A 26,241-nucleotide genomic window follows, 5' to 3' on the forward strand; every position below is an offset into this window, starting at 1 on the left:
ATGGCAACTTATTTATGATTTCGATGCGATACGTCCTTGTCCGTCAATGGATACACGGTTGGAGATGCTTTCGACGTGCTTCATCAGCTCGGTCCCTTTCTCTCCCTCAAGCGGTACCGGCTGCCCCAGCTCGGTAAAGAACGGCTTCATCTGCAGCTCACATTTGCTGCTCTTCGTGCATTCCGCCTGCAGCACCATCGTATCCCACGTCTTCGGCAGTTCATTGAGTGTGAACACAAAATTGCCCACGCTGTACGCAATCCACTTATCTTTATATTGCTCAAAGCCTTGCAGCACGTGCGGGTGACCGCCGACAATCAGATCGGCACCGGAATCGACATATAATTGAGCCAATTCTTTTTGATATTCGAGGGGATAATCCTCCCGCTCTTTGCCCCAATGGGCAATGACAATAACGAGATCGGCTTGCTGCTTCGCTTCCTTGATCGCCGCGGCCGCCTGCTCCTTCGTACCTTCATAGGTGGTTGCGACTCCAGGCTTATTCTTCCCTGCATACCAGCTTGAGTCAGGAATGACGCGGGTAAAGCCGAGAATTGCCATCTTGATGCCTTGGCGTTCTACAATGACGGGACTGTAAGCTTCTTTGCTGTCCTTCCCTGCGCCGACATACTTCACCTTCGCCTTATTGAGCGCTTCGAACGTATCAAGCAGTCCATTTTCTCCTTGATCCATCGTATGGTTGTTGGCCAGATTGACGATATCAATACCTGCATTCGCTATGGCTTGAGCCGCCTGCGGAGATGTCTTATAGACGAAGTCCTTCTCCTCCGCTGGAACGCCATCCGTCGTCAACGGCGTCTCCAAGTTTCCGATAGACAGATCCGCTGCTTGCAACAACCCTTTTACGTATTGAAATGGAAAGTCGTACCCCTTCTCCTGAACGACGCCCTCTACTTTGCCCGCCATCATCATATCCCCGACAAATGTGAGGCGCACCACCGGCTCTTTCCCGGCGGAATCCTGATCCCCGGGCTGGGTGCTCTCTGAATCGCCTCCATCGCCACGTTGGCCGCTCGCATCGTCCTGCTCCTTATTCGCATCCACGCCGTCCGATGAAGGTCCGGTTGCCGGCTCGACAGTCAACTCATTCACATCAGGCGCCGATCCGCCGATTAATCCGCTTTGCCAGCCGTAGATAGCGGCCGCAATGAGGATAATGCCCAGAATGGCATTTCCCCACAGGCGATGCCGCTTTTTCTTTTTACGTTGTTCCCGCTCCTCTTTAGCTCGATCCATTCTCGATAATGTCATAGTTTCTCCTCAATCTCGGTCACTGAATGACTTCTATTTTAACGTTCTTTTTCCAGCCTGCAGGAAACTAGGTAGTTACCTGAGTCCTATGGTAAGATGGGTTCAGATAAAATGTGTTCATCGCAACAATGGGAGAAAGAAGGTTATAAAATGCTATATCATGTGCAATGCTTTGCCGGCTTGGGCGAATTGATCGGACAAGCCGTCGCAACGGTGGAAGCCCATGGTTCCACCATTTCCGTAGCAGAGCTGAAAGGTATAATGGCTGTCCGATATCCGCATGCGGCGCAAGCGATTCTGCGCGCCTTCATGGCCGTCAATCAACAATATGCCGCGGACGACCACATGATCGTGCCGCAGGATGAATTGGCCTTAATCCCGCCGGTATCCGGCGGAGACGGTACCTCTGCGGTCTCCGCTGAGACAGGCGCCCGTTCCAATGATGACCGATTTGTGCTTATGTATAATTCCATTGCAGTCGAAGCCGTCTCCAGCGCAGTCGCGCATCCAGACCATGGTGCAGCGCTGCTGTTCATCGGCACGACTCGTGAGCACACGAACGGCAAGCGCACGATCCAGCTCGATTATGAGGCATACGTTCCGATGGCGCTCAAGATGCTCCAATCCATCGGCGAAGAGATCGCCGTACGCTGGCCTGGCACGTTAACGGCGATTACCCACCGATTAGGCACGGTTCCTGTGGGAGAAGCAAGCGTCGTTATCGCCGTATCTTCTCCCCATCGCGCAAGCTGCTATGATGCGAGCCGTTATGCCATCGAACGCTTGAAGCAGCGCGTGCCCATTTGGAAAAAAGAAATATGGGAAGATGGCTCTAAATGGGTCGGGCATCAGCTCGGGGCCGAACTCTGGAATCCGATGACGGAGCCTTATCAACCCAAGTAACGGTCATGTATGATGCGCGCTTCGACCGGATCTTTTGTGCCGTGCACCAGCACTCTTCCGTCACGGAAGACGACCAGGCGGTGCGCATCGGCCTGCAAGGATACTAAATACGGATTGACCCGCACCTCTCCATGCTGTGCAGAATGAAATCGCTGGGCGATATCGTCCAAATCAAGCTCTATGTGATGAGCAGGCCGTATTTGAACGGTGTCCCGTCCGCACAGAATGTCTGTCTTGCGGTGATGGGCTGCGCTAAGATACGGATGCGTGGCCTTTATCCCGCAAGATGGACAATCGACCCGTCTCGCGTCCTTCACTCCGATCGCCGTATGCTGATTCGTCCACAGGTCGAACGAGACCAATGTATGACGCAGCGCTTCACGATGTCCTGTCAACCACTTCAACGCCTCTGCCGTCTGATAAGAGACCACCATCTGTACAGCCGGGGCAATAATTCCAGCCGTATCACATGTAGCCCCGCCAAGCGGCACCGTTTCCATCAGACAATGCAGACACGGCGTCTCCTGCGGCACGAACATCATTGACATGCCGTAACTGCCCACACAAGCGCCATAAATCCATGGTATGCTTTTTTTCATCGCATAATCGTTAAGTAAAAGACGCGTATCGAAATTATCGGTCGCATCCATAATCAGCTGCGCCCCGTCCGCTAATGCGTCTAATTCGTCAACCGTTACATCAGCGACGACCCCGCACACGTTAGCCTCGCTATTAATCGCCTTCAAACGCCGTTCGGCAGCAACCGCCTTCGGCAGGCGCTCAAGCGCATCCGCTTCGACGTACAGCTGCTGGCGCTGCAGATTGCTCCACTCCACATAATCCCGGTCCACGATCGTCACCGTTCCGACTCCCGCACGCACTAGCATTTCGGCAGTGCCTGATCCGAGCGCTCCTGCACCAACGATGAGAACACAGCTCTCCTTCAGCCGACGCTGCCCTTCCGGGCCGATAGGCTGGAAACGTTCTTGACGGGAGTAGCGATCATGGTTCGAACCATTGTCTATTGTCACGTCCGAATCAGCCGACGCTGTCGTTTCCTGCATGTCGTCGCCTCCTAAAATATTACGCGTAGCTGCTTGCTAACCTCTTACATATCATCACTACTATTTTACATGAATGCGATGCAAAAGCCTACTTCATCTCTTCCATACGAGGGCCATTCATTAATATCGCTTTCTTCTTGTGTTGAATGTCTCGTATCGCTCATACAATATAGGTGAACGACCGCTTGAGCCCTATTATATTTTACTGAGGTGAAGCCATGCCCACCCCGCGCGTGCTTATCGGAAGTCCCGTCCGCCAAGCAGCGGATATATTGAATCCTTTTCTAACGTCGTTGGAACGGCTCGATGCGAAGCGGCATTCCGCAGATTTCCTGTTCATTGACGATAATGAATCCCCCGAAGCATCGCTTGAACTCGCTGCGTTCCAATCACGAACCATGGGCAGGCGCAGCGTTCTAATCTGGCCAAGTCAGGAGCCCTCCGTTCCATATCGGTGCAATGAAGTAACCCACGAATGGAATGAAACGCTCGTCTGGCGCGTCGCCGCCATGAAAGACCGCATCATCACCCATGCAAAGACTCACGATTACGATTATTTGTTCCTCATCGATTCCGACGTCCTCGTCTCCCCCGATACGATTGATCGTTTGCTTACGGCGGAGAAGGATATTATTTGCAATATATTTTGGACGTCCTGGCAACCGGGAACGATTGAGATGCCTCAAGTATGGCTTCAGGATGTATATTCGCTAGTTCAAAAAGGCCGATCCGAATCATTATCCGATGAGGAAGCCAACCGCCGGCTGCACGCTTTCCTGCAGCAGCTAAGAGAACCTGGCATCTATGAAGTCGGCGGTCTCGGTGCCTGCACCTTAATTAGCCGACAGGCGATTCGCGCTGGTGTTCGTTTCGCTGAAATTCGCAACGTGTCCTTCTGGGGAGAGGACCGGCACTTCTGTATCCGTGCGGCAGCTCTTGGCTTTCCATTGTTTGTCGATACGCGCCGACCGGCCTACCACATCTATCGTCCCTCGAACCTGCAGGGGGTTGACGCTTATTTGCACGCCACATCGCAACACTATGCGGAAGGCGGCGAGCATGGTCCTAATTAAGCAAATCACAAGGTATTTGCATGCCTTTGAAGCGTTCAAGGATACTTCAAAGCCTTTGCTGACAAAGGGGGGTTCTCATTTACGATGCGTTCCAGACCATATCGATTAACACTTTCCATGATTGTCCGCAATGAAGCTGACCGATATTTGAGCAGGATGCTTAAGCGGCATCGCCATCTCATCGATAATGCCCTCATTATCGACGATGGCAGCACAGATAACACGGTGCAAGTATGTGCAGAAGCGCTTCACGACGTTCCTCACTCCATCATTCGCAATCCGGTCTCCCGCTTCGCGGAGGAATATCGCTTGCGCAAGCAGCAATGGGACGAAACGATGCGCCTCGAGCCAGATTGGATCCTCATGCTCGATGCGGATGAAGTGTTCGAACCCAGCTTCGATCAAGACATTGAAGCGATCCTTAGGCAGCAGACAGCTGATGCCTTGTATTTTCGCTTATACGACATGTGGAACGATACTTGCTACCGGGAAGATGACGTATGGCGAGCCCACTCCATCTATCGCCCGTTCCTCGTTCGTCCTCGCCATGGGGATACGTATACATGGAAGGAAACGAATCAGCATTGCGGCCGCTTCCCAGACCAAATCGAGCATCTGTCATACGCATGCCATCCCGCCCGTATCCAACATTTTGGTTGGGCCCTAGCGGAAGATCGCTGCGCTAAATACGAACGCTATCGTTGCTTGGATCCAGACGGAACATGGGGTTCAATGGCACAGTACGAATCGATTCTCGATCCCGATCCGCTCTTGCTGCCCTGGAATGAGTAACAACGGGTGAAAATTTATATTTTCAGTTCGTTTTCTATTCTTATGAAAGATGCTCATTGCAGGGAATGAGTTGCTGATGTTCTAAATAGAGGGGAAAGTGATGCGAAGAATCGAACGGGCATACCTTCTCTGGGAAGGGTAAAGTGACACCATGGGAAAACGTTGCGTTAATGCAGGGGCGCGTTCAGACTGTAGGTGATCCGCTTCATCAGCCCCTTTGCATCATTCTCCCCTTCCATCAGAAGGCGGCACGCCCATTCGCGATTCTGGACGCCGTCAAGCTAACTCCCATCCTGATTGGCCGCTTCACGGCAGCTTCTTGACATGGTATCTATACGAGGTGGCATGTACCTTATCTTCGCCACGACATTACCCTTCCTGACTGTACGGGAGAATGGGTCTAAGGAACATTCAGCAGAAGACCTACCCCGTGTCCTTTGGCCATAAGCAAAAATTTATATTTTCAGTTCGTTTTCTAATCATCCCATCGCAACTATCCATCCACCTGTCGGCTTCGCCACTGCGATGTCGCCTTCAGATGCCTTAGCGCCTCAGCCGCAGCGGAATGATATTGACTCGTGTTCCTGCAGGCATGACCGCGCTCGTCGGCGGAATGCAGATGAGACAATCCGCATCGCGAATCGTAATCGTAGCGTTGGACATATCAATCCCAGCCAGCCGTACCGTAAGTTTGCCATTCTCATCAGCGGCATAATTGCCGCGGACGAACCGTTCAAAGCGGTCCTGCTTCGCAAACGGCTCAAGAAGCATCGCCGTCATGCGATGAGGAAGCGGTTCATGTGCCCCCTGCATGCGAAGCAGCGCCGGACGGACGAACATTTCGAACCCGACATAGCAAGCACTCGGATTGCCGGATAAGGCGAAGAGCGGCTTGCCGTGCAAGAAGCCGACGGTTGTCGGACTGCCTGGACGCATCGCAACCTTATTGAACAACAACTCACCAGACCAATTGTTTGTCAGATCGTACATGACATCGTAGTCACCGACAGACACGCCTCCTGTCGTAACGACGGCGTCGAATTCCTTTATCGCTTCCATGATGACTGCCTTCGCCCGTTCCAGTTCATCGGGAATATGCGGCAGCATGTGTGGGATTCCACCTGCTTCCCGAACCTGAGCGGCCAGCATGAAGCTGTTGCTGTTGCGAATCTTGCCCGGCTCCAGTGGCGCAGAGACATCGAGCAGCTCGTGTCCGGTGGACAAGATAGCTACACGCGGGCGGCGGTGCACTTGAACGGTCGCGCAGCCAAACATGGCGAGCAAGGCCATTTCGCCTGCACCGATACGGCAGCCGCTGCCAACCATCAGCTCGCCCTGCGCAATCTCTATGCCGACAGGCAAAATGTTGTCGCCTTCCCTCACCGGCTGCTGCAGCTCCAGCTCCCGCTGGTCGGCTGTGCCGTATTCCGTCGTCTCCTCCAGCTTGACGACCGCATCTGCACCTTCCGGAACCTGTGCGCCCGTCATAATGCGCACTGCTTCCCCCGGAAGCAACGCTCGGCTTGCAACCGTGCCGCATGCTACCTCCTCCGTCACGCGCAATCGAACTGGCTTCTCCAGCGAAGCCTGCGTAATATCTGCGGCACGGATGGCATAGCCGTCCATGATGGACCGGCGAAAATGCGGCACCGGCACATCTGACCGCACGGTCGCCGCCGCATGTCTGCCGTATGCTTCTTCCAGCGGGATGTACTCCACCCCTCCCGCCTTCATTCGCGACATGACCATGGATTGCGCTTCCTGCACGGATATAATTGTGCGATTAAATTTTGGATCTGATGTATACGTATTGGGCTTCGTCATTTGCGCCCTCCTTCTAACCGCCTATTTGGGACATCGTACGTTCCGTCGGTTGATACGATAACGATTGGCCGGACATTTCGTGCGCCATCTCATGGTTGAGCGGCTTCGCATCGAGCGATCGCAGCATCGCTTCAGCCAGCGCGGCCTCATTGCCTATATAAGTGCGAATGTTAAATTCATCGGACCAGCACAAGCAAGGCTTCAAGCAGCCATCCGCCGTCAGCCGCAACCGATTGCACGTTTCGCAGAAATGAGCGCTTACCGGATGAATGAGGCCGAATGAGCCTGGCGCCCCCGGCAGACGGTAATATTCAGCCGGTCCGCCTTACCGCGGCTTGCCTTCCGGAATCGCTTCCGAGTTCACTGGCCGCCCGCCGCTCTTCAAGAGACATATAGCTTTCCTTCCAGCCTGTTTGCCGCCCGCCTATAGGCATATACTCAATAAAGCGCAGACACACCGCAGATTGCAACGATCTGTGATAGAGATTCGCATATAATCGTGAACACGCCCATGACCGTCGATCAATGTTTGCTTCACCGGCATCCCCCCTTCCGGACTAGCTCTAACACGTTTATTTCAATTAAAATGGACAGCATCTCTCTCCATAAAAAGCATCTGCTCATTGACAAGATATTATCATCAATGAACATCGTCTTTGCAAATACATATACACGGTTATTAGCAGACATGTCAAGGCAAGCACCCTAATAACACAAAGAAGGCCGCAGCACGGCCTTCTTAGAAAAAACTATTCGATATCACCCAGTTGTCGTATAGACGGGCTCCAATTCATTGTTACGGCTTGCAAAGTACGAATACGCGTCTTCTCCCGCCGCTCTGCCGCTGCGAATGCAGTCTGGCATGCCGACTCCTTCATATGGCTGACCAGCCAAATATACGCCAGGCAGATCGCGACGGACGCCATCGCGCAGCGCGCTAATCGCTTGCACGTGTCCAACCGGATACTGCGGCATGGAATTCCTTAAGCGGGTAATCTCCACGAACTCAGGCTCGGCTTCAATACTCATCAGATCGCGCAGCTCATTTTTCACCGTTCGTTTCAATGCATCGTCCGGCCATTCCACACGTTCTTCATCACCGGCACGGCCGATATAGCAGCGAACGATAAGTTTGTCCTCGCTGCTCGTGTGAGGCCATTTGATCGAAGTCCACGTACACGCGGTAATGGCTCTTCGTTCCTTACGGGAAATGAGGAAGCCGGTTCCATCCACTGGCATCTTTATCTGCTTGCGATCGAATACGCTGACGACGTTCGCTACCGACACATGATTGATGGCCTGAAGCGCACTTACATCCACATGTCCCTTCAGGAATGATGCCGCATGATAAGACGGAGTCGTCACGACGATGGAAGACGCCTCCAGCGTGCTGCCATCCTGCAGAGCAATGAGGTAGCGGCCATCTTCCAGCTTGTCGAACCGTTCCGCACCGACGCCTACCCGAAGCTCGACCCGGTCCTTCAGCACTTCTTCCAATCTCTCGACAAGCGAAGTCAAGCCGTTCCGGAACGTCAAGAACATCGATCCCTTCGCCACATCCGGCAGTCCGGGCAGCGATTGCCCCGCCTTGCGGTTCGCCTGCATCCCACGGATTAAGCTGCCATGCTTGCGCTCCACTTCCCCGAATTGCGGGAATGTCGCCTGCAGGCTCAACTTGCTCATATCCCCCGCATAAATGCCGGCCAAGAGCGGTTCTGCCACATTCTCGGTAACTTCCTTGCCTAGTCGCCGGTCCAGAAACGATCCCAACGATTCGTCATCCGACGAGGTGCGGGGCTTCTTCACCAAATCCATCAGCGCGCGCAACTTTCCGAAGACGGAGATAAGGCCCGTCTTGGCGAACGGTCCCAACTCCGTCGGAATGCCAAGCACGAGCCCCGGCGGCATGCGATACATTTTGCCCCGCCGTACAATATATGTTTTTTTGGCATGCGGATTCGTCGCCACGAGCTCCGATTCCAATCCTAAATCGCGTGCTAAATCAATCATCGGCAGCTTGCGGGCAAGAAAAGAGTCTGGTCCTTTCTCAATGACGCAGCCTTCCTTGCGCAACGTTTCTATCTTACCGCCCAAGCGCGAAGCAGATTCAACGATGGTGACGGACAGCGATTGTCCGCGCTCCTCCGCTTGCTTCACCGCGTAATAGGCGGCAGATAGTCCCGTAATTCCTCCGCCGATAATGACAAGATCCCGCGAACCATTCATGATGTGCCCCTTCTTTCTGTCAAGCTCACTATTGATCCAATGTCATAACGACATCCGCAAGCGCTGACATATATTTCGGATCATCATTCAGCATGCGAATGCGTTTAAAATTCAAGTTCATACGCTCTGCCGCCTGAGTCGCCTCGATATCCAAGTCATACAGCACTTCCAGATGATCAGATACAAATCCGATCGGTGCGGACAGCACATGCTTCACACCTTCTTGACGCAACGAATCAAGCGTATCCAGTATATCAGGTCCCAGCCACGGCGCAGCTGTCCGTCCGGCGCTCTGCCAGGTAAAGCGCCATTGTCCTTCCTTCAATTCGCAGCGCTCCGCAATGGCGGAAGCGGTCGCATTCAATTCGTCCGGATACGGATCATTCATTTCTAAGATGCGTGCCGGCAAGCTGTGCGCACTGAACAGCACTTCCACTTCTTCACGGGGCGCGCCTTCCGACACATAAGCATCTAATTGTTCTTGAACACGCTCTGTCAACGCATCTAGCAAATCGGGATGCAGATGGTAGCTATTCACGCATTTCAGCGCGATATCCTGCTGCTCCGCCGCTTCCTGCGCGCGTTTGTTGTAGCTTCCCACGCTCATTACGGAATAATGCGGCGCCAACACCACACTGACCGCTTCACGAATGCCATCCTGCGCCATCGCGGCAATGCCGTCTTCAATAAACGGAGCGACATGCTTCAAGCCTTGATAGCACACATATTGCACGTCCGTTCCTTCCGCCGCACGATCAAGCATGCGCTGCAATCCTTGGACTTGACGGTCGGTATGCTCGCGCAGCGGGAATACTCCCCCCACAATCGCTTCATAGCGCTCTGTAAGCTCCTGAAGCTGCTCTTCTGAAGGCGGATTTCCACGGCGAATATGCGTATAATACGGCTCGATTTCTTCCATGCTGCGCGGTGTCCCATAGGACATCACGAGAACTCCTACTTTGCGTTTACTCATCTCTTCGCCTCCCTCTTGTCTCCAATACGTTCTATTCTATTGTTTTGCGAGTGCTTCGCTGGAATAAGAATGGATGAACTCCGTTAACTGTTTCAATTTATCTAGCGATGCTTCCGGGAACAGCCCGTGACCGAGGTTGAAAATATACCCCGGCTCCTGCATGCCCTCATCCATGATATGAGCCGCTTCGCGCTTAATGACATCCATCGGTCCTGTGAGCAAATAAGGATCTAAGTTGCCCTGTACCGCAAAGCGGCCATCCAGACGTCGGCGTCCTTCCTGTATCGACACGCGCCAATCTAAGCCAATCACATCAGCCTGCAGCTCATGCAAGCACGGCAGAAGCTCGCCCGAGCTTACACCCGGGAAGTAAATTTTCGGCACATCCAGATCAGACAGTTCCGCATAAATGCGCTCTATCGTCGGCAGCACAAAGCGCTTAAAATCGCGCGGTGACAAAGAACCTGCCCAGCTGTCAAACAATTGGAACGCCTTGCTTCCATTTTTAACTTGAGCACGAATATAGGTGATGACCATATCGCCCAACTTATCCATCAGGGCAAACCATACTTCAGGCATTTCATACATCATTGTCTTCGTACGGATATACGACTTGGACGGGCGCCCTTCGATCAGATAGCTGGCGATGGTGAATGGAGCTCCCGCAAACGTGATGAGCGGAACCTTCAGCTCCGCATCCAAAATGCGAATCGTCTCCAAAACATGTCCCAGATCCCCTTCCGGATCAACTGGCTTCAGCCGCTCGACATCGGCAGCGCTTTGAATCGGATTGTGAATAACAGGCCCGACTTGAGCTACGATATCGAAATCAATACCAATGGAAGCAACCGGATTCATAATATCGGAATACAATATCGCCGCATCGACGCCGAGCTTGTTCACCGGCATCATGGTGACTTCCGCAGCCAATTCGGGCTGGCGGCAAATTTCAAGCAAACTGTATTTCTCTTTAATTTTGCGATAATCAGGATCAGTACGTCCAGCTTGTCTCATGTACCACACAGGCAGCCGATCTACTTGCTCTCCTCGGCATGCACGCAAGAAACGATCATTATAATTCATCAATAACCCCCACTTTGACGGCATTGTGCAATTTGTTACAACCTACCGCTTCCATTATGCCCCTTTTCTCGTCTTGCCACAACCGGACCTTCCTACGAAGCTATGACAATCTGTTGACAAAAATCACCCAAATGTGAACAACTTTTGACATTTTATCACACAAATTCTTAAAATGCCGCTCCCCCCCGCTTACAAGTAACTTTTACCTTTATAGTGACGAGCTAAACACATTCACGATCAACTTCTTCATTATCATTGGAAAAAGGGACCGGCTTCACATGATAAGGGGGTGAGCGTATGGGTATCGGTAATATCGGCATCGTCCTGATCGTCATCCTTGCCCTGCTGCTCTTCGGCCGTACAAGCTTCTTTGTTGCTGTCATAAAAAAACAATATTTGCGCAACATATTCAGGTAATAAAAGGGATTGCAGAAGGACATTGAACGTTATAGAGCATACCTCCGTTTATGTCATATGACACAATCGATATAGTAAAAGTATGATATAATGAACACCAGTTGCTGGCGCATCGGACGGACCGTGACCTGAGAAAGTGGTGAATAGGGAAATGCAGCAATGGAAAGTAAATCTAATCATCCTATGGTTCGGGTCATTTTTAGCCATGGCAGGCATGACCATGGTAACGCCATTTTTGGCGCTTTATTTGCAGCACGACATTGGAATGAGCAATCAACATGAAATCGCCGTCTGGTCGGGCCTAATTTTTGCGGCGAATTTCTTGACCTCATTCATATTTCAGCCGATATGGGGCAAATTCGCGGATAAATACGGCCGCAAAATTATGATTTTGCGTTCTGGCTTCGGCATGGCGGTGGTAACGGCTTTAATGGGATTGGCGCAGACGCCTATGCATCTATTGCTCCTGCGCATGTTGAACGGAACCATTTCAGGCTTTAACCCGGCTGCCGTCGCGCTTGTGTCGTCAACGACACCGAAAGAACGCATGGGCTTCGCGATGGGCATCCTTCAGTCCGGTGTCGTCGCTGGTACGATTCTAGGCCCGCTTATCGGCGGGGTTCTAGCGGATATGGTAGGCTACCGTCCGATATTTTACATTACCGGTACGCTGCTCTTCCTCGCGACCATGCTCACTATGCTTATGGTTAAGGAACCGTTCGACCGCGAGAAGGCGGCCGAGACGCCGCAAATGTCCGTCATGGCCGGATTTAAGCAGCTGGCAGGCATTCCGCAGCTGCTTGCTTTGTTTGCGGTCACATTTCTGCTGCAATTCGCGATGATGAGCCCTGCATCCCTGCTGCCGCTTTATGTGCAGGAGCTGCATGGATCACAGCAGAACTTGGCGCTCCTCGCCGGCTTTGTTAGTGCAGTGGCGGGGATGTCGAACATGATTTGCTCGCCGATACTGGGCCGGCTCAGCGATCGGATCGGCTCCCACCGCATCTTAACGGTATGCTTAATCGGGGCTGCGTGTACGCTCATTCCGCAAGCCTTCGTGAGTAAAGTATGGCAGCTTGTCGCCATACGGTTCATGTTGGGTATGTTTATGGGCGGTCTCTTGCCCTCCGTCAACGCGCTCATTCGGAAATATACGCCTGACGGGATGGAGAGCCGCGCCTATAGCTTTAACAGCAGTACACTCGCTCTAGGAAATATGATCGGTCCTATTATGGGCGGGGCTGTTTCCGGCTTCATTGGCATTCAAGGCATTTTCATTATGTCTGGAGTATTTCTGCTTATCAATACAGCTTGGGCCCGCTTCTCTCTATATGGTCGGAACCGTGCGACGCACCGTCCGTGACGTCTCTATCGTACGAATGCAATCAACTAAGATAAGGTCACACGTCGCCACATCGATTCACACTGCCACTCAGCACGAACAGAGGCCAAGGGATAACCTTGGCCTCTGTTGTTATGTCAACGACTGGACTGATGCGCGTTCGACGAATTGAAAGGGAAGCTTATGCTTCACTGTCTCTTCGGCAGGATTAATTATTTTACGATAACAGACTTGAAACATGAGACTTCCAGCCTCCTCGTTGCAATGCCCCAGAGCCGTCAATTCCAGCACATCGGCAAGCGGCAAGTTCTCGCAGCTAATGATGGACATTTGGTCTGGCACCTTTATCCCCAGCTTCCGTCCTTCAAGCATCATACCCGCCGCAATCTCGTCTCCGGATACAAGCATCGCGGTAGGAAGCTCCTCCAGCTTGGCCAAGCTTCTTATCACTTCAGCACCCTTCGCAATGTCATAGCATTGATAGAACATCCACTCTTTCCTCGGACGCTCGCCAATCCGCTCCAATGCATCGCTGAAGGCGCGCTTGCGAATGCCGCTGTTGAAGCTGTGCTCCCGGGCCAGCGTAAGACCGATATGCCGATGCCCCCGCTGAATGAAATAATCCATCGCATGCATGTAGCTGTTATAATGGTCGAACGACACCGAGGAAATCGTCTGTTCGCCCGTATCTTCAAAGGCAACGATCGGCCCATACGCTGCGTATTCTTCCACGACATGCCAAGGAACTGCCTTGGACACGATGATTAATCCGTCAATCTGCTTCATCTTCAACATATCCAAGGCGCGCAGCTCTTCTTGCTCCCGATAGTCGGATTGAAAAAAAATGAGGTTGTATTGATGCTTCAATGCCTCATCGGCAAGCCCTTTCATAAAGCTCGTAAAAAAGGGCTGATTCATATACGGCAATAAAATTCCGATCATTTGCGTTCGACCTTTAACCAGATGGACAGCATTAACATTCTGGCTGTAATTCAGCTTCCTGACGACTTCCAGTACGGCTTCTCTCTTTTCCCGGCTGACATAGGGATGATTGTTCAAGACACGCGACACTGTTGTGACAGATACGCCAGAAAGCTCCGCGATTTGTTTAATGTTTGCCAAGCGCAAATCCCCCCTGTCCAGGCTAATACTTGTATTATAGATGATTACGATCGCATTAACGAAATTTAAATTTAGAGATTGTTCAAAAAAACCTTTTGAGCACGAAGCATCGCGAGATATGATTCGACATTTACAAATTCAGCTTGACCTGAAATGCATTTCATCATTTATGTTGGGATTGCAGTCACCTGAAGTCGGCGTAACCGGATGTTGTCGGGCGTTACGGCTCGGTGGCTCGCCCCTAAGAACAGCAGCATGAAGCAGGAGGTCTAAAATATGGCACGTAATATCGTTTTCTTCGATATAGACGGAACGATCTTGAACGAGAACCACGAAATTGCCCTATCGACAAAACGCGCCATCCAAGAACTGCAGGATGCCGGTGTATATACCGCACTTGCTACCGGCCGAGCACCATCCACCTTTACGTGGATCCGCGAAGAACTAGGCATCCACTCCTATGTATCGATTAATGGACAATACGTCGTCTTCGAAGATGAGGTCATTTACGATCAGCCGCTGGACACCGTTGAGCTTGAGGCTTTCGCTTCCATGGCCGCATCACTTCATCATCCTATTGTGTACATGCATTCGCACGGTATGTCCGCCTCCATGGAGCATCAACTTATTCACGACGGATTGCGAACATGCAATCTGGAGCATCCGCCCGTCTGTGCAACGGGCTATAGGGAAGCAGCAGTATATCAAGGCGTTCTATTCTGCAATGACGAGGCGACGATACCGTTTGCCGAGCGCTTTCAGAACATGCAATTCTACCGTTGGCACTCCTTAGCGACGGACTTCCTGCAGAAGGATGGCTCGAAAGCGGTGGGAATACGTAAATTCCTGGAACGGACCGGTATGAGCCAGGAGCACTGCTATGCATTCGGAGACGGCGTGAACGACATCGAGATGCTGCAGTTCGCCGGAACAGGCGTAGCTATGGGCAACGCTTCGCAGGAGGTCAAGCGGCACGCCGATCTCGTCACGGCTTCTCATACCGAGGATGGCATATGGAAGGGACTGCGGACCGTCGGCCTGCTGTAATACGAACAAGCCTCCGACCCACATGGGCGGAGGCTTGTTATTATTCATCCGCCTTGGCATCTGTCGGCAACGGAATGATGGTCATGTCGTCGAACCCGGTTTCCCGTTCTGTTGCCCCATATCAAATTCAAACTGGCAGGATGTTCAGAACGTTTAAGAAAACGATAACGATGATGACCGGAATCACATATCGCAACAGCAGCACATATAAGGCCAAACCTTTGCGCCATCCTGCCGCTTCCGATGAAAATTCGGCGTACAACCGTTCTTTTGGCATGCGGTATCCGACAAACAAGGCGATAAGCAGCACGCCGATCGGCATCAGAACATTCGTCACAGCGAAATCCGCCGCATCAAATAGCGACAATCCCATAATTTGGACGTTTGACCATACGCCAAAGGATAGAGCCGATGGAACGCCTGCCATAAAGATGAGGGCCCCGAACAGCCAGCTTAACCGTTTGCGCTTCTGCTCCTCCCCGCGGGAAAATCCCGAGACGAGAATTTCCAGCATCGAAAAGGCCGAGGTCATGGCTGCAAATAAGAACAGTGCGAGGAACAGCGCAATGAAGATGCTTCCGTATGGCATCTGCTCAAACAGTGCAGGCAATGTGCTGAACAACAGTCCCGGTCCTTCTTGCGGCTCCATGCCAAGCGCGAACACAGCCGGGAAGATGGCCAAACCTGCCATGAACGAGGTCAAGACGTTCAACCCGACAACGGATAAAGAGGACTTCACCAAAGATTCCTTTTTATTCAAATAAGAACTATACGTCACCATAACAGATACCCCGACGCTAAGACAGAAAAAGGATTGTCCTAATGCATACAAGATCGCTTTTCCTGTCAATTTTCCAAAGTCAGGCTGCAAAAAATACAACAGCCCTTCGGTCATGCCTGGCAACGTCAACGATCGCGCGATCAGAACGAGAAACAAGATGAACAAGCCTGGCATCAAAAGACGGCTAGCACGCTCAATACCACCTTTAATTCCTTGTCCGACCACGATAATCGTAATGAGCATGAAGGTGAACTGCGCCGTCACCGAAGACCATGGATTGGATACAGTCTCGTTAAACAACGTATCGTAATTCTGCCCCGCCTGCAGCAGCCCGCCAACTAATCCGCGCGCCAAATACATCAGTATCCAGCCTCCTACCACGCTGTAATAAGATAAGAGCAGGAAGCATGTTCCCATACCGAGATACCCGGTCCAGTGCCACTTGGATCCGGGAGCGATGTCCCGATAGGCAGAAATCGCTTCTTTACCGGTACTGCGTCCGATAACGAACTCCGCAAGCAGCAGTGGCAACCCGATACCTAATGTAAATAGTAGAAAAACGAGAAAGAAAGCGCCGCCTCCGCTCGTTGCCACCACATTGGGGAATTTCCAGATTGCGCCCAATCCGATGGCCGACCCTGCTGACGCCAATATAAAACCTATTTTTGAAGACCACTGCTCTCGCGATTTCATTTGTTCCTCCTGTTGTCACTCTTGTTGAAATAGTTGTGTGTTGTCATATACACCCTCTTTAAATGGGCAGCCAGTTCATCCCGTGCATGAAGACAAGCACGACGATAACGGGAAGGACAAATCGCAGCATGAAGACATACAAGGCAAGTCCCTTCCGGGCCCATGCCGACTCGCCTGACCACTCTGCCTGCAGCCGCTCCCGCGGAAATCGAAAGCCAACAAATACAGAGATGAGCAGCACGCCCAGCGGCAGCATCACATTGGTCACCGCGAAATCCGCCCATGCGAATACGTTTCTGCCCAGCCATACGAAGTCGCTGCCGACCCCGAAGGAAAGCGCGGACGGGATGCCGAGCATAAATATAATCGTTCCGAACAGCCAGCACATCTTCTTGCGGCGGGCTGCATCCCCGTGGGCGAAAGCCGCGACGACTATCTCAAGCAAAGAGAAGGCCGATGTCAGCGTGGCGAACAGGAACAAAGCTAAAAACACCGTAATGAACAGACTCCCGTACGGCAGTTGCTCGAACACAGCAGGCAGTGTCACGAACAATAATCCCGGTCCTTCTACCGGCTTCATCCCAAGCGCGAACAGAGCCGGAAAGATGGCAATGCCCGCCATGAACGAGGTCATCACATTCAAGCCGACAACGGACAGTGCCGGCTTGCCAAGCGGTTCGTTCTTCTGCAAATAGGAGCTATATGTCACCATGCAGGATCCGCCTACGCTCAAGCAGAAAAAGGACTGTCCGAGGGCATACAGCAGCGCCTCAGAAGACAGTCGGCTGAAATCCGGCTTTAGAAAGTAGACGAGCCCTTCACTCATTCCCGGCAGCGTAAGCGACCGGATAATAAGCACGACAAAGAGCAAGAACAGCCCTGGCATCAGGATCCGGCTTGCCTTCTCGATGCCCTGCTTGACTCCCCTGGCCACGACCACAATCGTCAGCAGCATAAATGCGCCTTGAGAAAGCACTGCCTCCCATGGATTGGCCGATGTCTGGTCGAAAAGAGCGCCATAATCGCGTCCGGCTGTCAACAAAGAGCCGGTAATGGCGCGAATGAAGTACAGGACGATCCATCCACCGACGACACTGTAGAAGGAAAGCAATATCGAACAGGTCGCCATTCCTAAATATCCAACCCAATGCCAGCGGCTGTTCGGTGCCAAATCGCGGTAGGCAGACACCGCTTCTTTTCCGGTGCTCCGTCCAATGAGAAATTCAGCGAGCAGAAGCGGCAATCCGATCCCAAACGTAAATAAAATGAAAACAAGGAAAAAGGCGCCCCCGCCACTTGTCGCCACGACATTCGGAAATTTCCATATCGCTCCGAGTCCGATGGCTGAACCGGCTGACGCCAAAATAAATCCAAGCCTGGAAGTCCATTGTTCTCCCGATTTCATAATAGTCCGTACCCTCCGTTACATAAGTTGCTGTCACATATTATAACACAAGGGAGCAAAGGCCTTTCCAGACGCAAATCTTTACACTTATGCGCACTAGCGCACGATGGCTAATGCCAGACCGTCATAAGCCGGCAGCATTGTGCTAATCAGACGATCGTCTTGTGCGATCATTTCATTAAAGCGGCGCATCGCTAGCACAGAAGGACCTTGCTTGTCAGTGTCTAAGGTGCGTCCTCGCAGCATGAGATTGTCACCGGCGATAATGGCTCCAGGCCGGGCCAGTGTAATGGCATATTCCAAGTAATTCGGATAGTTGCCTTTATCAGCATCGATAAAGAAGAAATCGAAGCGTGCGCCTTCCTTCTTCAAAGCTGCCAACGAGTCAAGCGCTTCCCCGACCCGATACTCCACTTGTTCGCCGAAGCCCGCCTCCGTTAGGTGTTGCTTCGCTAAATCGGCATAGTCCTGACGCAATTCCAGCGACACGAGCTTGCCTTCCGCAGGAAGCCCCCTCAACAGGCAGCAGCCGCTGTATCCGCCTAACGCGCCGATTTCCAACGCATTCCTCGCATGCGACATGCGGACAAGCATCGTCAACAAGCGCCCATATCCGGCCGGAACGGATATTTCGGGCAGACCATTGGCGCAAATTTGCTCTTTAATATGCTCCAACGTGACATCCTTCGTGTATAACTGCTCTAAATACGTTTCTACCGCTTCATTAGACATTTTCCCAACCTCCTGCTTTTTATGATATGATGAATGCCATATGAGTACAAGTCAGACAAAGTAGAACGGAGTGAAGAACACCGATGAATCGACCTTGGTCGTTAATCGCTACCGCCCCGATGGGACTGGAAGCCATTGTGGCGCGAGAATTGCATCAGCTAGGTTATGAGGATGCGCATGCAGAGAACGGACGCGTGCATTTCAAAGGAGGACCGCTCGATGTATGCCGGACCAACCTGTGGCTGCGCACGGCGGACCGCGTGCTTATCAATATGGGAGAATTCCCGGCACGAACGTTTGAGGAACTGTTTGAAGGAACGAAGGCGATACCGTGGCACGAATGGATTCCCGCACACGGAGAATTCCCGGTCGACGGCCGCTCTCATAAATCCCAGCTTTCCAGCGTCCCCGCTTGCCAAGGGATCGTGAAGAAGGCGATTGTTGAACAACTGAAGCAGCATTATCATATCGACTGGTTCGAAGAAACCGGACCGCTTTACCGCATCGAGATATCGTTGTTGAACGACCGGGCGCTCCTTACCTTGGATACGACCGGACCGGGACTGCATAAGCGTGGATACCGGAAGCTTACCGGTAAGGCGCCGCTCAAAGAAACGATGGCAGCCGCACTGGTGCAGTTAAGCCGCTGGAATCCGAATCGCCCGCTGTATGACCCTTTCTGCGGTTCGGGTACGATTCTCATTGAAGCGGCAATGATAGGCTGGAACGTAGCTCCCGGGCTGCGTCGCTCCTTCCCTGCGGAAGCTTGGCACGTCATCGAAGAGGCTCACTGGGAGACGGCGCGCGAGGAAGCGTTCGATTCGGTGAAGGATGATATCGATCTGCAGCTGACGGGATCCGATATCGATGCCGAAGCGATTCATCTCGCTGAAGCGGCCGCCAAGAGCGCAGGCTTCTCCAGGGAGATTAACTTCCATGTTACACCAGTCGCCAAGGCAAAGCCAGAAGGCGATTACGGCGTTGTCATTACGAACCCGCCTTACGGGGAGCGGTTGAATGAAAAGGATGAAGTGGAACGCATGGTGCGCCAACTGGGCTTCATGGCGAAGGGCTTGCCGACATGGTCGTTCTTCACGATTAGTCCGAACCGGCAGTTCGAGCATTATTTCGGCAAGCCGGCGGACAAGCGGCGCAAGCTGTTTAACGGAAATATAGAATGCCAGTTCTACCAATATTTCGGTCCGCTCCCACCTCGACCGCCTCGCGGGTTGCATTCCCCAGAGCAGGGCTAGCTTGAATTAACCAGACATCCTTAACGAGCTCATCGTTTTGGATGTCTTTTTATTTTTATATATTTCGTAAATCTGTTATGATGGGGAGTGTTTATTTTTCCATACAGTTTTTTTCAATTTGCAAGGAGAAAGGAAGAAGTTATGAAACCGACAATAAACGGTCCAGTCCGATACTCGAACCGCAGTCTACGGCTGCTGTCTTTAGTTGGACGGTTGGATATCGTCTGGTTTGTTGTCTTGATTTTGTGGAAGCTCATTTGGTTCGACAAGGCGCTCTCCATCCCGAATATGGCGATGTCCACGAGCGATTTCTGGGTTGCCCTTGGTGCGGTGCTTATCGTCGGGGGTTGGACCTTATGGTTATCAGCGCGTTGGCGCACCTTGGCCTTAATGATACTGAACGTGCTTCTCACGATACTGATTTTTTCGGATTTAGTCTATTTCCGTTACTTTCAAGATTTCATTTCCGTGCCAGTTCTGCTGCAAGCGGCACAGGTCAGCTCGCTCGGAGACAGCATCGCTTCGTTGATAATGCTGAAGGATGGCTTGTTGTTCATTGATTGGATTGTCGTCATTCCGTTATCCATCGTGACATTCCGCATGCTGTCGAAGGAGCGTCGCGCTCAGAGTAGCAGCTATATTCTTCCAGGGTCATCCAGAAGACGTCCCAAGATAATAACGCGCTTGATCAGCGGCATTGTCAGCATCGCTATCGGTTCCTTGCTCATCGCAGTACCCGTACAGCAAGCGACAAGCACGTGGGCGAAAGGCTTGTTCGCCGGTCATTGGTGGAACGCTTCGATTTATAACGTTACCGGACTACTCGGATTTCACGGCTATGACGTGTACCGCTATGCCAAGGATAACTGGTTCTCTGGCGCCACGATTTCCGCCGAGGAACTGGCGGGGGCCAAGCAATGGTTTGCCGACCATCGCGCCGATCGCCAAGGTCCGCCCGTCTCGTTCAGCAAATACAAAGATAGCAATGTCATCATCGTACAAGCAGAAGCATTTGAGAACTTCGTCATCGGCAAAAAGATTAACGGTCAGGAAATTACGCCGCACCTTAACGCCTTGTTGAAGGAAAGCATGTATTTTAACCGCTTCTTCCATCAAACGGGACAAGGCCGGACCTCGGATGCAGACTTTGGCGTCAATGGCAGCCTTCACCCGCTTCCGACGGGTTCCGTCTTTATCCGTTACCCGAATCAGACGTATGATATGCTGCCAGGAACTTTAAAATCAGCGGGTTATGAGACAGGGGCATATCACGCGTATGACGCAGGGTTTTGGAATCGCTATTTAATGTATAACAATATGGGCTACGATTTCTTCATGAGCCGCAAAGATTATAAAGTGGACGAGCCGCTAGGATGGTCGGTCGGAGACAAGTCTTTCCTGCGCCAATCTGTTGCGCGCATGGCGGAAGCACAGAATCCGTTCTACAGCTTCTTAATTACGCTGACGAGCCATCACCCGTACAAGCTGCCGGAATCCGCACAGCAGTTGAACGTCGACCCGCACAAGGATACTATCTTTGGTGATTACTTGCAGGCCATACGTTACGTGGATGATGCTGTCGGAGAGATGATCGCCGATTTAAAGCAGCGCGGATTATGGGATAAGACGATTTGGGTGCTCTACGGGGACCATGACAATTCCATCGGGGACCGGGAGCCGCTCGCCCAATTTCTGGGGCATGACATCAGCGACTTGGATATGCTCGAAATGAAGAATCAAGTCCCGCTCATCGTTCATCTTCCAGACGGAGCCAACGCAGGCACATACGACACCCCAAGCGGTCAGTTGGACATTGCTCCTACCATATTGCACTGGCTTGGCATCGATGCGGGTGACAAATATATGATGGGCCACAACCTGCTCGACCCTAACAACCGGCTCGTCGTGCTGCGCAACGGCTCTTTTACCGATGGCAACGTATTCTATGTGCCTTCGGCAGACGGGCTGTTCGAGAACGGAACCTGCTTCGATTACAGCACGCGCCAAACGACTGCTGTATCCCGCTGCGAGCCTTTAGAAGCTGAAGCCAAGCATCGTCTAAGCATCTCGGATCAGGTCATTACGCATAACTTGATTAAGCAGTTCCGGCAAGGCGAAAATTGAACGTTCATTGAGCAAAAGGGGTCGTCTCGCAAGTAGATTTTTCTACTGAAAGACGGCCTCTTTTTTAGGAAACGCCAGCACGACGTGCTTATCCAGCGACTGTACTCTACAGTTGAAACAATATAAACCTTGAGGTATTACGTTCATAGTAGGATCCTTCATAGAGCACTTAGCTCCACTCTCCCCTTAGTTCAGAAACTATATAAAGTTGATGCAGGATAATACCAGCGCATGCACTTGCTTATAGCAGCGCCTTTTCATTTTTCGAGAAGTAAAAAAAGAGCTAAGACATGAGATAAATATTTCAGAAATAGGTTTTCAACATGAAGAACGCCAAAGAGCAGCAACTGGAATGGAGCATCAAATACAATCAAGATGGTCAAACAGTCACAATTGGAACAATTCAAGAATTGCTGCTAGTACGCTCATACAGTGATAAACGAAACGGGCATAAAAAAATGCTGCAAGACGCTCATATAGTAACCAACCGGAAGAACGCAAGAATTGCTGCTAGAACGCTCATACAGCGATAAACGGAACAGTGCATGAAAAGATGCTGCAGGACGCTCATATAGTAACCAACTGGAACAATTCAAGAAATGCTGCTAGAACGCTCATACAGCGATAAACGGAACGGTGCATGAAAAAATACTGCAGGACGCTCATATAGTAACCAACCGGAAGAATGCTAGAAGTTCTGCCAGAACGTTTCAATGTTTGCAGTTGGAACGGATTAAGAAGTACAGCAAGAACGTTCGAAAAGTCGCAGTATTGAACGGAATAAATTAATGAGATGTAAACAAACTTTGAAGAACGCCTCATGCAAGGGCGCAGTCAACCTGGTCATGCTGCTGCTGGTGTGTCTGGAACTAAGGGCTCGTCATAGCCGATGCAAGACGAAGTCGGGACAGGAGAAAACACCGCCATGCATATATACAGTAGTTGCTCCCAAGCGGACGTATGATGGAGAGATGCATTGAATCGAAAGCAAAATTCATCCAGGTATGTCTGGAGATATTTAGCGCCTATTCCGTGAAATGTGTCGTTCATCCAACGCCACGCCCGTCTGAAAGATTGAAATAAAGGACGATTGCGGCGTACCCGGTAATTGTGTCGGATGATGGATGTCTCGGCAGCAGTCTTAGCGACATGCAGTGCGGCGAAGTGTTCGCAGTCGGAACGGAGCAGCAGCTTGTTGCAGTGGCCCGTTGGCTCTACTAGCTTCATTTTGATTTCTCCCGTTTGCCCGTCTGGTGTGACAGATTCGGCAACGATCAGAGGGCATTCCCGAGGGTTAAGTTGTCTTGACGGATGGCGGCCATAAAAGGCCACGAAGCCATGAACGACCCCTTGCAGAGGACGCTCAGTGTCGGTACGGCTAATCGCAGCTCGGATCTTATGCAGCATCAACCAGGCTGTCTTATATGTAACCTCGATAATCGAACTGAGCCGGACGGCGTTGATGCCGGTGTCGGAACGGGAGACAAGCCAGAATGCAGTGAGCCACTTCTGCAAGGACGTGCGGCTGCCTTCCATGACCGTGCCAGCGATGAGCGAAGTCTGATGTCGGCAAGCGCGGCACTCGTACAGAGGAAGCCGTCGTGTCCGGATGACATAGCTATGGGCATGCTGACAGCGTGGACAGACAAAACCATGCGGCCACTTTAACTTATATAGAAAATGGAAGCAAGAAGATTCGGTATGAAACTGACGGCGCAACTCTTCCAATGTAGCGATAGATTGCAATGCTTCCATCAAGACTACCTCCTCATAACGGGCTTTTTCGACCTAATTATGGAACTAATGTTCTTATATTCATTATACAGAACAAATGTTCCTGTTTCAAGTTATTTTTCTACTAGCTTGAATATCCAAATACGCTTGAAGCAGCTTTTTAAACAACACGAAACAAGACCCTTTCTTCTTCCAATTTTGATGTATTTCGTATGGTGCGATATGCCTCAGCATCCGAATCAGCCCGCTTGTTCGATGCTATCTTTTATACTGCATCATCTGAAGGTGCCGCACTCCGTGCATGGGGGATACTACAGGGAACAAGTCACAGCTGCTGATGGCCAGCGGGGCCAGATATGTAATGAAATTATCTAGGTTTACAGGGAATCGGTATGTCTGTTCTGAATGGAGGGGAGTGTGATGCAAAGAAGCGAACGAAGAGACCTTCTCAGAGTTGGGTCAAGCGGCATTAAGATTGAGGCGAAATATATCTCCTCCTGATGCTTAAAGCTCAGCCGACAATTGACATCCATCCTGCAGCGAAGGTAGAGAGAGTCAGAAACAAGAATGAGAACGATGAGGAAGCGATCGTTTCATTTCATTCATTAGACAACTATTTTGAGCATGCTTGCTTTTCATAAAGAAAAATGAAATATGCGCCGAAAGCTCGACGCATTCTCTCTAGTTCCACAAGGTTAGTTGATGGTTAAAGGACTATGGCGATTCCCAGATAGTAAAGGCCATCCCGGCTCTACGTCAACTTCCGTCCTGTTCCAACAGCTTGTCCAGCTTCCTGCGCCGCTTCTTCTCCTTCAAGCGCCGCTCCCGCTCTTCCTTGCGCAGCGCCTTGGCGAGTGACAGGCACATGCCGAGCAGAATGACAGCGAATGGCAGGGCGGTCAAGATAGAGGCCGTCTGCAACGCCTCCAGTCCGCCGCTCAACAGCAGAACAATCGCGATGAGCGACTGAAAGATACCCCATGCCAGCTTCACGGGAATGCTAGGATTCGGATTACCGTTCGAAGACATCATGCCGAGGACAAATGTAGCCGAATCGGCGGACGTAATGAAGAAGGTTACAATGAGCAGCGTAGCCAGTATCGCCAGGAACGTGCCCCCTGGCAAGTAATCAAGTGTGATGAATAATGCCGATGTAATATCCTGCTTCACTGATTCGGCAATGGGCAGTCCATCGAACATTTCGAACTTCAGACCGGTCGCGCCAAAGACGGAGAACCAAATGAAGCTGAATCCGCTTGGCAAGAGCAGCGTTCCGAGAACGAACTCCTTAATCGTACGTCCACGTGAGACGCGGGCGATGAATGAACCTACAAACGGCGCCCAAGCAATCCACCATGCCCAATAGAACAACGTCCAGTTCGCCACCCAAGAATCCTCGGTAAACGGCGTCAAGCGCAAGCTCATTTGAATAATGTTTTGCAAGTAACCTCCAAGCGTTGTCGTGAATGTATCAAAAATGAACGACGTTGGACCGAGCAGCAGTGTGAAAAGAAGCAATCCCAGCGCAATAAGCAGGTTCGTATTGCTCAGGATGCGAATGCCCTTGTCCAAGCCAGAGATGGCAGAAGTCAGGAACAGTACCGTTACGATTGCAATAATAATGATCTGAACCGTTGGATTGCTCGGAATGCCGAATGTATGCGCGAGTCCGCCGTTGATTTGCATGACTCCAAGCCCAAGAGACGTGGCTACGCCGAAAGCGGTCGCTATAATAGCCAAAATATCGATAGCCTTTCCGATTGGCCCATTCACCCGGTCCCCGAGCAATGGCTGAAACGTCCAGCTAATCAGACCTTTATAGCCTTTGCGGAACGTAAAATAAGCCAGTCCGAGCGACACAAGAGTGTAGATTCCCCACGGATGAAGTCCCCAATGGAAGAAGGAATAACGCAGCGCTTCTCGCGCCGCACCGGGTGTCATCCCGTCATCCGTAGGAGGAGTAATATAGTGGCTGATCGGCTCTGCCACTCCCCAAAACACAAGGCCGATTCCCATTCCTGCGCTGAACAGCATGGCGAACCAAGATATATTTGAATATTCAGGCTCATCATCGTCGCTTCCGAGTGTAATGTGCCCGTGTTTGCCAAAGGCCAGAACAAAACAGAATATCAAAATAACCAGTGCCGTAATGAGATAGAACCAGCCGAATGTCTCCGTCGTATATGACAATGCTGCGCTCGATTGTTCAGCAAGAGTGTCCGGTGCGACGAAGCCCCATATAACAAACGCTAGTATTATTATGACTGAAATACCAAAAACCACATAACCACTCCTAGATGCTTGTCTTGTCGTTCTTGTTGCCATGTATGATATGTAAAAAAATCCCAGACCTATTGTGTCCGGGATAAAAAAACATCATT

The 26,241-nt window shown here is 51.4% G+C and carries 21 protein-coding genes; 8 read left to right on the forward strand and 13 right to left on the reverse strand.

Annotated elements, in window-relative coordinates:
* Positions 1-12: 12 nt before the first annotated feature.
* Positions 13-1,272, reverse strand: coding sequence for a CapA family protein (locus LQV63_RS17165; protein ID WP_233697644.1), 1,260 nt, complete (start codon positions 1,270-1,272; stop codon positions 13-15).
* Positions 1,273-1,422: 150 nt separating this feature from the next.
* On the opposite strand from LQV63_RS17165, the gene LQV63_RS31815 reads away from it, so the two are divergent.
* On the forward strand, positions 1,423-2,175 hold the full coding sequence (locus tag LQV63_RS31815) for a molybdenum cofactor biosynthesis protein (RefSeq protein WP_325175895.1): 753 nt from the start codon (positions 1,423-1,425) through the stop codon (positions 2,173-2,175).
* Here LQV63_RS31815 and LQV63_RS17180 read toward each other — a convergent pair.
* Positions 2,163-3,239 (reverse strand): ThiF family adenylyltransferase, encoded by a 1,077-nt coding sequence (locus LQV63_RS17180; RefSeq protein WP_233697645.1) that lies wholly within the window; start codon positions 3,237-3,239, stop codon positions 2,163-2,165. The two genes, LQV63_RS31815 and LQV63_RS17180, sit on opposite strands and share 13 nt — an antisense overlap.
* Positions 3,240-3,457: 218 nt before the next feature.
* Between LQV63_RS17180 and LQV63_RS17185 the strand changes: the two genes are divergently transcribed.
* From LQV63_RS17185 to LQV63_RS17195, 3 genes are all read left to right on the forward strand, one after another.
* Positions 3,458-4,312: a glycosyltransferase family 2 protein gene (locus LQV63_RS17185; protein ID WP_233697646.1), complete on the forward strand. Its 855-nt coding sequence runs from the start codon at positions 3,458-3,460 to the stop codon at positions 4,310-4,312.
* 84 nt (positions 4,313-4,396) lie between these two features.
* On the forward strand, positions 4,397-5,104 hold the full coding sequence (locus tag LQV63_RS17190) for a glycosyltransferase family 2 protein (protein ID WP_233697647.1): 708 nt from the start codon (positions 4,397-4,399) through the stop codon (positions 5,102-5,104).
* A gap of 143 nt (positions 5,105-5,247) precedes the next feature.
* On the forward strand, positions 5,248-5,427 hold the full coding sequence (locus LQV63_RS17195; RefSeq protein WP_019424241.1) for a hypothetical protein: 180 nt from the start codon (positions 5,248-5,250) through the stop codon (positions 5,425-5,427).
* 220 nt (positions 5,428-5,647) lie between these two features.
* On the opposite strand, the gene LQV63_RS17200 is transcribed toward LQV63_RS17195, so the two are convergent.
* The 5 genes from LQV63_RS17200 to hemE form a co-directional block, all read right to left on the reverse strand.
* Positions 5,648-6,928, reverse strand: coding sequence for a molybdopterin molybdotransferase MoeA (locus LQV63_RS17200; protein ID WP_233697648.1), 1,281 nt, complete (start codon positions 6,926-6,928; stop codon positions 5,648-5,650).
* 13 nt (positions 6,929-6,941) lie between these two features.
* Positions 6,942-7,229, reverse strand: coding sequence for a GTP 3',8-cyclase MoaA family protein (locus LQV63_RS17205; protein ID WP_407672937.1), 288 nt, complete (start codon positions 7,227-7,229; stop codon positions 6,942-6,944).
* A gap of 458 nt (positions 7,230-7,687) precedes the next feature.
* Positions 7,688-9,154: a protoporphyrinogen oxidase gene (gene hemG, locus LQV63_RS17210; RefSeq protein ID WP_019424238.1), complete on the reverse strand. Its 1,467-nt coding sequence runs from the start codon at positions 9,152-9,154 to the stop codon at positions 7,688-7,690.
* A 28-nt stretch (positions 9,155-9,182) separates the two neighbouring features.
* Positions 9,183-10,127 carry a ferrochelatase gene (gene hemH, locus LQV63_RS17215; RefSeq protein WP_233697649.1) on the reverse strand — a complete coding sequence of 315 codons (945 nt, stop codon included), beginning with the start codon at positions 10,125-10,127 and terminating at the stop codon, positions 9,183-9,185.
* A 36-nt stretch (positions 10,128-10,163) separates the two neighbouring features.
* On the reverse strand, positions 10,164-11,210 hold the full coding sequence (gene hemE, locus LQV63_RS17220; RefSeq protein ID WP_233697650.1) for a uroporphyrinogen decarboxylase: 1,047 nt from the start codon (positions 11,208-11,210) through the stop codon (positions 10,164-10,166).
* A 568-nt stretch (positions 11,211-11,778) separates the two neighbouring features.
* Between hemE and LQV63_RS17225 the strand changes: the two genes are divergently transcribed.
* A complete protein-coding gene (locus tag LQV63_RS17225; RefSeq protein WP_019424234.1) occupies positions 11,779-12,990 on the forward strand; it encodes an MFS transporter in 1,212 nt (403 codons plus the stop codon).
* 111 nt (positions 12,991-13,101) lie between these two features.
* Here LQV63_RS17225 and LQV63_RS17230 read toward each other — a convergent pair whose 3' ends face one another.
* A complete protein-coding gene (locus tag LQV63_RS17230) occupies positions 13,102-14,091 on the reverse strand; it encodes a LacI family DNA-binding transcriptional regulator (RefSeq protein ID WP_019424233.1) in 990 nt (329 codons plus the stop codon).
* Between the two features lie 276 nt (positions 14,092-14,367).
* Between LQV63_RS17230 and LQV63_RS17235 the strand changes: the two genes are divergently transcribed.
* The gene (locus tag LQV63_RS17235) at positions 14,368-15,138 is read left to right on the forward strand and encodes a Cof-type HAD-IIB family hydrolase (RefSeq protein ID WP_233697651.1); all 771 of its coding nucleotides are present in this window, start codon (positions 14,368-14,370) and stop codon (positions 15,136-15,138) included.
* A 127-nt stretch (positions 15,139-15,265) separates the two neighbouring features.
* Here the strand turns inward: LQV63_RS17235 and LQV63_RS17240 are convergent, their stop codons facing one another.
* The 3 genes from LQV63_RS17240 to LQV63_RS17250 form a co-directional block, all read right to left on the reverse strand.
* On the reverse strand, positions 15,266-16,612 hold the full coding sequence (locus LQV63_RS17240; protein WP_233697652.1) for a sodium-dependent transporter: 1,347 nt from the start codon (positions 16,610-16,612) through the stop codon (positions 15,266-15,268).
* 58 nt (positions 16,613-16,670) lie between these two features.
* The gene (locus LQV63_RS17245) at positions 16,671-18,017 is read right to left on the reverse strand and encodes a sodium-dependent transporter (RefSeq protein WP_019424230.1); all 1,347 of its coding nucleotides are present in this window, start codon (positions 18,015-18,017) and stop codon (positions 16,671-16,673) included.
* A 96-nt stretch (positions 18,018-18,113) separates the two neighbouring features.
* Positions 18,114-18,749: an O-methyltransferase gene (locus LQV63_RS17250; RefSeq protein ID WP_019424229.1), complete on the reverse strand. Its 636-nt coding sequence runs from the start codon at positions 18,747-18,749 to the stop codon at positions 18,114-18,116.
* A gap of 83 nt (positions 18,750-18,832) precedes the next feature.
* Here LQV63_RS17250 and LQV63_RS17255 point away from each other — a divergent pair, with 83 nt between their 5' ends.
* Both LQV63_RS17255 and LQV63_RS17260 read left to right on the forward strand, forming a co-directional pair.
* Positions 18,833-20,002: a THUMP domain-containing class I SAM-dependent RNA methyltransferase gene (locus tag LQV63_RS17255; RefSeq protein ID WP_019424228.1), complete on the forward strand. Its 1,170-nt coding sequence runs from the start codon at positions 18,833-18,835 to the stop codon at positions 20,000-20,002.
* A gap of 141 nt (positions 20,003-20,143) precedes the next feature.
* Positions 20,144-22,126 (forward strand): LTA synthase family protein, encoded by a 1,983-nt coding sequence (locus LQV63_RS17260; RefSeq protein WP_233697653.1) that lies wholly within the window; start codon positions 20,144-20,146, stop codon positions 22,124-22,126.
* A gap of 843 nt (positions 22,127-22,969) precedes the next feature.
* Here the strand turns inward: LQV63_RS17260 and LQV63_RS17265 are convergent.
* Both LQV63_RS17265 and LQV63_RS17270 read right to left on the reverse strand, forming a co-directional pair.
* Positions 22,970-23,881, reverse strand: a complete 912-nt coding sequence (locus tag LQV63_RS17265) for a transposase (protein WP_233697654.1) — start codon at positions 23,879-23,881, stop codon at positions 22,970-22,972.
* A 735-nt stretch (positions 23,882-24,616) separates the two neighbouring features.
* Entirely contained in the window at positions 24,617-26,143 is a 1,527-nt protein-coding gene (locus tag LQV63_RS17270) for a glycine betaine uptake BCCT transporter (RefSeq protein WP_019418965.1), read from the reverse strand.
* Positions 26,144-26,241: the final 98 nt, after the last annotated feature.

Origin of the sequence: Paenibacillus profundus (assembly GCF_021369635.1) — a bacterium.
Classification (GTDB): Bacteria; Bacillota; Bacilli; order Paenibacillales; family Paenibacillaceae; genus Paenibacillus_B; species Paenibacillus_B profundus.

Coding starts and splice junctions, on each gene's coding strand:
- LQV63_RS17165 (WP_233697644.1), bottom strand. CDS start 1,272: ATGACATTATCGAGAATGGATCGAGCTAAAGAGGAGCGGGAACAACGT.
- LQV63_RS31815 (WP_325175895.1), top strand. CDS start 1,423: ATGCTATATCATGTGCAATGCTTTGCCGGCTTGGGCGAATTGATCGGA.
- LQV63_RS17180 (WP_233697645.1), bottom strand. CDS start 3,239: ATGCAGGAAACGACAGCGTCGGCTGATTCGGACGTGACAATAGACAAT.
- LQV63_RS17185 (WP_233697646.1), top strand. CDS start 3,458: ATGCCCACCCCGCGCGTGCTTATCGGAAGTCCCGTCCGCCAAGCAGCG.
- LQV63_RS17190 (WP_233697647.1), top strand. CDS start 4,397: ATGCGTTCCAGACCATATCGATTAACACTTTCCATGATTGTCCGCAAT.
- LQV63_RS17200 (WP_233697648.1), bottom strand. CDS start 6,928: ATGACGAAGCCCAATACGTATACATCAGATCCAAAATTTAATCGCACA.
- hemG (WP_019424238.1), bottom strand. CDS start 9,154: ATGAATGGTTCGCGGGATCTTGTCATTATCGGCGGAGGAATTACGGGA.
- hemH (WP_233697649.1), bottom strand. CDS start 10,127: ATGAGTAAACGCAAAGTAGGAGTTCTCGTGATGTCCTATGGGACACCG.
- hemE (WP_233697650.1), bottom strand. CDS start 11,210: ATGAATTATAATGATCGTTTCTTGCGTGCATGCCGAGGAGAGCAAGTA.
- LQV63_RS17225 (WP_019424234.1), top strand. CDS start 11,779: ATGCAGCAATGGAAAGTAAATCTAATCATCCTATGGTTCGGGTCATTT.
- LQV63_RS17235 (WP_233697651.1), top strand. CDS start 14,368: ATGGCACGTAATATCGTTTTCTTCGATATAGACGGAACGATCTTGAAC.
- LQV63_RS17240 (WP_233697652.1), bottom strand. CDS start 16,612: ATGAAATCGCGAGAGCAGTGGTCTTCAAAAATAGGTTTTATATTGGCG.
- LQV63_RS17245 (WP_019424230.1), bottom strand. CDS start 18,017: ATGAAATCGGGAGAACAATGGACTTCCAGGCTTGGATTTATTTTGGCG.
- LQV63_RS17250 (WP_019424229.1), bottom strand. CDS start 18,749: ATGTCTAATGAAGCGGTAGAAACGTATTTAGAGCAGTTATACACGAAG.
- LQV63_RS17255 (WP_019424228.1), top strand. CDS start 18,833: ATGAATCGACCTTGGTCGTTAATCGCTACCGCCCCGATGGGACTGGAA.
- LQV63_RS17260 (WP_233697653.1), top strand. CDS start 20,144: ATGAAACCGACAATAAACGGTCCAGTCCGATACTCGAACCGCAGTCTA.
- LQV63_RS17265 (WP_233697654.1), bottom strand. CDS start 23,881: ATGGAAGCATTGCAATCTATCGCTACATTGGAAGAGTTGCGCCGTCAG.